At 43.5% G+C, this 400-nt stretch carries 1 tRNA gene; it reads right to left on the bottom strand.

Annotated elements, in window-relative coordinates:
- Window positions 1–152: 152 nt before the first annotated feature.
- A tRNA-Glu gene (locus AC2FCQ_RS24675) sits at window positions 153–228 on the bottom strand.
- Window positions 229–400: the final 172 nt, after the last annotated feature.

The raw sequence follows: 400 nt of genomic DNA on the forward strand, positions 1-400 counted from the left end.
TACGGAGGGATAAGTTTCAGCTGTCATGTTTCAATTTTCAGCTTGTTCCAGATTGTTAAAGAGCAATATCTTAAACACGACTCGCAAGAGTCATCTTTAAGATTTTTTGGTTATGACTAACCGGTGATAATGTCTTTCACTCATTATCGGATTGGCGTCCCCAAGGGGATTCGAACCCCTGTTACAGCCGTGAAAGGGCAGTGTCCTAGGCCTCTAGACGATGGGGACACGAAAATCCGATTAAACTGAACGTCTTAATCGGTTCGTATCAGCATGAGTCAGAGACTCATTACATCAACAGGTAGCGCTTTTGCTCATTACTTTTTCATCAGACAATCTGTGTGAGCACTTCACGCGAATCAATATCATTAGGTAAGGAGGTGATCCAACCGCAGGTTCC

Source organism: Serratia sp. CoH_134_PS_4 (genome assembly GCF_058190535.1).